The organism is Bradyrhizobium sp. LeoB3, assembly GCF_055456055.1.
In genome coordinates this window covers 1-6,026 of record NZ_JBVBEF010000191.1, presented here as the reverse complement: position 1 = coordinate 6,026, position 6,026 = coordinate 1, and the positions used below count along the sequence as shown (strand labels likewise).

General features: G+C 62.6%; 5 protein-coding genes and 1 pseudogene. 4 read left to right on the top strand and 2 right to left on the bottom strand.

Annotated elements, in window-relative coordinates; all coding sequences use genetic code 11:
* Window positions 1-588: pseudogene (locus ACZXDY_RS44200) on the bottom strand (SOS response-associated peptidase); the annotation flags it as partial.
* A gap of 243 nt (window positions 589-831) precedes the next feature.
* Here ACZXDY_RS44200 and ku point away from each other — a divergent pair.
* From ku to ACZXDY_RS44185, 3 genes are all read left to right on the top strand, one after another.
* A complete protein-coding gene (ku, locus tag ACZXDY_RS44195; RefSeq protein ID WP_464349803.1) occupies window positions 832-1,758 on the top strand; it encodes a non-homologous end joining protein Ku in 927 nt (308 codons plus the stop codon).
* A gap of 77 nt (window positions 1,759-1,835) precedes the next feature.
* On the top strand, window positions 1,836-2,741 hold the full coding sequence (locus tag ACZXDY_RS44190) for a ribonuclease Z (RefSeq protein WP_464349802.1): 906 nt from the start codon (window positions 1,836-1,838) through the stop codon (window positions 2,739-2,741).
* Window positions 2,742-2,764: 23 nt separating this feature from the next.
* The gene (locus tag ACZXDY_RS44185) at window positions 2,765-3,382 is read left to right on the top strand and encodes a cell envelope biogenesis protein TolA (RefSeq protein WP_464349801.1); all 618 of its coding nucleotides are present in this window, start codon (window positions 2,765-2,767) and stop codon (window positions 3,380-3,382) included.
* 27 nt (window positions 3,383-3,409) lie between these two features.
* On the opposite strand, the gene ACZXDY_RS44180 is transcribed toward ACZXDY_RS44185, so the two are convergent.
* Entirely contained in the window at window positions 3,410-3,592 is a 183-nt protein-coding gene (locus tag ACZXDY_RS44180) for a hypothetical protein (RefSeq protein ID WP_464349800.1), read from the bottom strand.
* Window positions 3,593-4,038: 446 nt separating this feature from the next.
* On the opposite strand from ACZXDY_RS44180, the gene ACZXDY_RS44175 reads away from it, so the two are divergent.
* Window positions 4,039-5,343, top strand: coding sequence for a flavin-dependent oxidoreductase (locus ACZXDY_RS44175; RefSeq protein ID WP_464349799.1), 1,305 nt, complete (start codon window positions 4,039-4,041; stop codon window positions 5,341-5,343).
* The last annotated feature ends 683 nt before the right edge of the window (window positions 5,344-6,026 follow it).

Here is a 6,026-nt window from a genome sequence, read left to right as displayed (position 1 = left end):
GCAGGGCCTTGGCCTCATCCCAAGGGGCGCGCAGCCAGACATCGCGCTCCTCATCTGTCGTCAGGATCACCGGCATCCCTTTGGGATGGATCGGCGCGACGACAGTGTTCGCCTCGGTGGTCAGGAAGCCATAGACGAGGTGAGGGCCAGAGATCGGCTTCGGCTTGGTGCCCCGATCACCCTTGAACTCGGTCCAGATCCCGGCGAAGGCGGTAAGTGGCCGCTCGTTGTTCAGCGCGAACCAGACCACGTCCTTTTTCTTGGTCTCCGGATTCGGCTCCGGCGCGTATTCGGCGAAGCTGTTGATGGGGACAAGGCAGCGGTTCTCCGGCTTCAGCCAGCCTCGTCAGTGCGGCGATTTGGTGTTGCGGATATTGGTCACGGGCGGGCCCGGTTTGCTCGGCGGCGGTGGCATGCCCCAGCGCATCAGCGCCAGCTCACGGCCGGCGCCGGCGTTGCGCACCACGGGTGCCGGATAATCCGGAAAGACGCCGGGTTCGGCGGCAGGTTGCCGACGTAGCGGTTTACGACCCGGAACAGTGCGCGGATCGCTTCCTGGTTTGTGGTGATGCTGTAGAGATTGCACATTACGAGCTTGCTCGGGTGGTTATGGTGATATGCGGCAAGACGATAAATCCTATATCCGAACGCCGGTGTTGTGGCAGCCCATGGGGCGCGTTTCCTTTTCGTTCACGGAAGATGGAGCGCGCTTGGTCGCGACTGAAGCGGGGTTCGTGAATAAATTGAAGGATCAGGGTGAAGAGTGTCGGAACAAGCCTTGTTCGATCGTCTTGAATCCAATCGCCTTGGAAAACCGGAGTTCTGCGTAACATGGCTCCCCGCGCCAACTGGAAAGGCTTCCTGCGTCTGTCCCTCGTCACCTGTCCGGTCGCGCTGTACCCAGCGACATCGGAGAGCGAGAAGATCTCCTTCAATCAGCTCAATCGAAAGACCGGGCACCGCATCAGATACCTGAAAGTCGACGCCGATACAGGCGAGGAGGTCGCCAACGAGGACATCGTCAAGGGCTACATGCTCGACAAGGAAACCTTCATCGAGGTGTCGAAGGAAGAGCTCGAGGAGGTGGCGCTCGAATCCACCCGGACCATAGACATCGACGAGTTCGTCGATCGTGAAGAAATCGACCCGCGCTACTTGATCCGCCCTTACTATCTCCGGCCGGATGGCAAAGTCGGCCACGACGCCTTTGCGGTAATCCGCGAGACCATCCGCGAGATGAACAAGGTTGCGATTGGGCGGGTGGTGCTGACGAACCGCGAGCACATCATCGCGCTTGAGCCGCTGGACAAGGGCCTGGTCGGGACGTTGCTGCGCTATCCGTACGAAGTCCGCTCCGAAGATGAGCATTTCGACGAGATCCAGGACGTCAAAGTCACGAAAGACATGATCGATCTCGCCAAGCACATCGTGAACCAGAAGAGCGGCCGTTTCGAGCCAGACAAGTTCGAGGACCAGTATGAGACGGCTTTGATCGACCTTATCAACCAGAAGCGAGCCGGCAAGCCGATCACCCCCAAGGAGCGGCCACGCGGCGAGAACGTCGTCGACCTGATGGAGGCGCTGCGGCGGAGCGTCGGCAAACAAGCGGCGCCGGCGAAGGCTGCCAAACCCGCCAAGAAGCCGCGTAAGGCGGCGGCCGGCCAAAAAGAGATGCTGATGCCGATCCAAGGCAAGAAGCAGGCGAAGGAGACGGCCGCGAAGAAGCCGACAAGCAGGCAACATCGAAAGTCGGCCTGACTCGGATATGATCTGGTCGCGCGAGGGCGTGAGCGTTTTCGGCCAACCACACCGAGAAGAGGGACGCTAGGCCACGAATGTTCGCGCTCACCTTCCTGGGGACGTCGGCAAGCGTCCCGTCGGCCGAACGTAATCATCCGGCGCTTCTCGTCGAGGCCGGTAATCATCGCATCCTGATCGATTGCGGAGAGGGAACGCAGCGCCAATTGCTGCGCGCCGGGGCTGGCTTTCGAAGGCTGGACCGGTTGCTATTGACCCATGGCCATTTCGACCACGTGCTCGGCATTCCTGGTCTCTTTTCGACCCTGCGACTGCGGAAGAGCACCGAAGTCATGACGATCCACGGCGGTCCCGGCGCGCTCGAAGTCGTCGTCCGCATGCTCGCAGGCCTATGGGGTGAGGGAAGGGCGCCCATTCCGCTGCAGCTCGTTCCGTTGACGGCGGGCCAGGTCATCGACGTCGGCGAATTTGCGATCGACTGCTTTCCAGTACGCCACCGCGACACCGATAGCTTCGGATTTTCCTTTGAAAGCCCAGCCCGCCGTCATCTTCGATCGGACGGCCTCGCCGCGCTCGGCGTGCCGGACGGCCCGGTGCGAAAGGAGCTAGCGGAAGGAAGGCCGGTGACGCTGGCGGACGGCAGGACGATTGATCCCGAAGACGTCCTCGGGCCGCCGGATGGGCAGAAGAAGCTCGTCATCGTGGGGGATGTCGAAACCACCGAGAGCTTGGCCGAGCACGTTCGCGGCGCCGACGTACTCGTGATCGAGGCCACTTTTCTGGATCGCGATGCGGCCATCGCGCGGGACTACGGCCATCTTACCGCCGCGGAAGCGGCGGCGCTCGCCGCCAAGAGCGATGTCAGGCTGCTCGTCCTGACCCACATCTCGGGCCGCTACACCGATGAGGAAATACTGGCTGAGGCGACAATGACGTTTCCGAACAGCCGGGTTGCGACAGATTTCGACCGCCTGGTGGTCTAGCAGCGGCGCAGGAGCGCGAGCAAATGGCGAGGAAGCTGAAGACGTACCAGACTTCGCTCGGCTTCTTCGACCTGGCGGTGGCGGCACCCTCGATGAAAGCGGCTCTGGAAGCCTGGGGCGCCGAAAGCAATCTCTTTCACCAGGGAGCGGCGAAGCAAAGCGAGGATCCCGACGTCATCGCCGCGACCATGGCGGCGCCGGGCGTCGTTCTGAAGCGCCCTGTCGGCTCCAGCGGAGCATTCAGGGAGCACGCGGAACTGCCGAGCGATCTCGCTGGCGACGGCAGATCGAAAAAGGCTGACCGCAAGTCGGCAAGGCGAAAGCCGCAGCAGCATACAAAGCGAACCGAAGACGCGGCGGCCGACCGAAAGGCCGCACTCGCTTTCGAGAGGGAGCATAAGCGCCGCGAGCGTGAGCGCGCAAAGGAAGAGGCTGCCCGGCAGAAGGAGCGCGAGCGACGGCAGCAGGCCGTCGACAACGCGCAAAACGCCTTGGATGCTGCACGCCGGAAGCACGAACAGAACGCTGCCCACCTTCAGGCTGAGCTCGAGCTTATCGAGGAAAAGGCGCAGGCTGAGGAAGCGCGTTGGGAGAAGGAGAGGGCTCACCTAGAGACCGCGTTGCGGCGAGCGCGCGGGTAGCGGCGAAGCGAACGCTCGATGTGCGCTTCACGCTCTGACCGAAAACCGATCGAATGCCGTCAAGGTCTGCAAGCGCGGCTCCGCCGAGAACGTAATCCCCGCGATTGTCGCTGCCGCTGCTAAAGAAAGCGCGTCCGAAGACGGTGTTTCGTCGATCATCGACAAGATGTAGATTTCTGCGTCCTCAGGCGTAATGAGGCCGGGTGCCATTGGCTTCTGCTGCTGGCCCGAAGCGGCCGACCCGGCGTGTCTGCTCCATGTCCGCTCATGCGGGGTGAAGCGGACTCGATATGTCCAAACAGAGTTCGATTTGAGTACGATATTGAATAGGACCTCGCTTTCGAGCGGCGGGTGAAACAAACTTTCCAAAGGGGAATTAGGTTGTCTCGTAGACTTGTAGCAGACAGCACCTTGAGCCAGGTGCCCGCGGCATTGATCGTTGCGCACGAGCCGCCCGGATTGAAACCGGTCGCTAGCAGACTTCCGAAGGACTTGTCTCGCCAATCTTTCTAAACTAGGGCTATCAGTCACAAGCCTGGTGGCAACGCTGGCAATATTCGGGAGGGGTTTCAGCGCGGCGCGCAGCCATTCGCCACGTCCGCCGTCCAGATGTCATCCCTTCCCGATTCCCCTCGAACTGAACGACGGACCATTCCATGAGTGACCACCCCGTAGTCATCGCAGGCGGCGGTATCGGCGGCCTTGCGACTGCGCTCACGCTGCAGCAGATTGGCGTGCCCTGCGTCGTCTACGAGGCGGTGCGCGAGATGCGTCCGCTCGGCGTCGGCATCAACCTGCAGCCCAATGCCGTGCGCGAACTCTATGATCTCGGCATCGCCGCTGTTGATCTCGATACGATCGGCGTGCCCGCCCAGGAATGGGCGCTGGTCGGGCTGAACGGCAACGACATCTATTCCGAGCCGCGCGGGCTCGGAGCCGGTTACAACTGGCCGCAATACGCCGTGCATCGCGGCCAGCTGCACATGCTGCTGTACCGAATATTCGTGGACCGGGCCGGACCGCAAGCGGTGCGGCTCGGCTCCCGTATCAGCTCCTATACGAGGAACAGCGACGGCTCGGTCACGGCGCAGATCGAGCATGGCGACGGCGCGCGGTCCGAGGCGCGTGGCGCGCTACTGATCGGCGCCGACGGCATTCACTCGGCCGTCAGGGCGCAGATGCATCCCACCCAGCCGCCAATCCATTGGGGTGGCGCGGTGATGTGGCGCGGCGTGACCCGCGCCAGGCCAATCCGCACCGGCTCGTCCTTCGTCGGGGTCGGCACCCATCGCCACCGCGTCGTGATCTATCCGATCTCGCATCCCGATCCCGTCACGGGGCTGGCGACCGTCAACTGGATCGCGGAAGTGACGATGGACAATTCGGAAGGCTGGAAACAGGCCGGCTGGTTCAGGCAGGTGCCGGTCAGCGAGTTCGCCCATCATTTTGCAGGCTGGACCTATGACTGGCTCGACGTGCCGGCGCTGATCGCGGGCGCAGAGATTGCTTACGAAAATCCGATGATCGACCGCGACCCCGTCGCGACCTGGCAGGACGGCCCGGTGGCGTTGCTTGGCGATGCCGCGCACGCGATGTATCCAACCGGCTCGAACGGCGCCAGCCAGGCCATCGTCGATGCCCGCGTGCTGGGCGCGGCGATGCTGGAGCACGGCGTCTCGGAGGCCGCTCTTGCGACCTATGACGCCCGCCTATGCGGCCCGATCTCGCAGGTGATCCTGCGCAACCGCGGCGCCGGCCCGTTCGGACTGTTGAACTTGGTCGACGAGCGCTGCGGCGGCACCTTCAGTGACATCGACGACGTCATCCCGCCGACCGAGCGCGAGGCTTTCATGGCCGGCTACAAGAAGGCCGCGGGCTTTGCCATCGAGCAGCTCAACGCCGCACCGCGCACGATCGCCGAAGGTGCGCGGGTGAGTGCCCCGAGAAGCGGCGTGAGCTGACGCTGACCGTGGCGCACCGCGGGGCGTTTGGTCTTCAGCTCATAGGCGATCTGCTTGTCCCGGCCGGCGCTTCTGACCGGATGTATGGACCGGCTGCGTTTCGCAATAGGGATTGTGCTTGGGGTGCGGAAGTCGCTGAGTCCGGCGTGTTTGATCGGCTCGCGGGCGGTGGCCTTGATGGGAATACGCACGCATCTTGGTCTCATGAGCGGACCGGTTGGCAAGCAAGCAATTGGGTCACCAGACTCTGGATGCGTTCATCGATCCGTTCCATGCATTTTCTCGATCGCGAACTCGGGTAAGGCGTCAGGTTGCCATCACTTCGTGATGGGACGCGTCGAAGATCTCCTCGTTGCACGATTTCATTGTACCGCTTCCGCCGCCGGGCGAAGGGACAAATCTGCTCCCCCAAACTTCCGGTACAGCGTTTCCCTAAAGCCAGAGTGAGACGACCGCTTGGGCTCTAAACCGAACACCGCGAGAGCCGCCGCCATTTCCGCGATCTGGGGGAAACCGGACGCCGCGCGTCGTTGGGCTGATCGCCGCTTTTGACCCTGGCTGTGTGAAAAGCCACGAGTCGGCTACGGAACCTCCGTTTTCTGATTGGGGGATACGGATGGGACGCTTCGTTGAAGGCGCGGACAGATCCCAGCTGACGCTCTTGCCGGAATGCCTGGAGGATT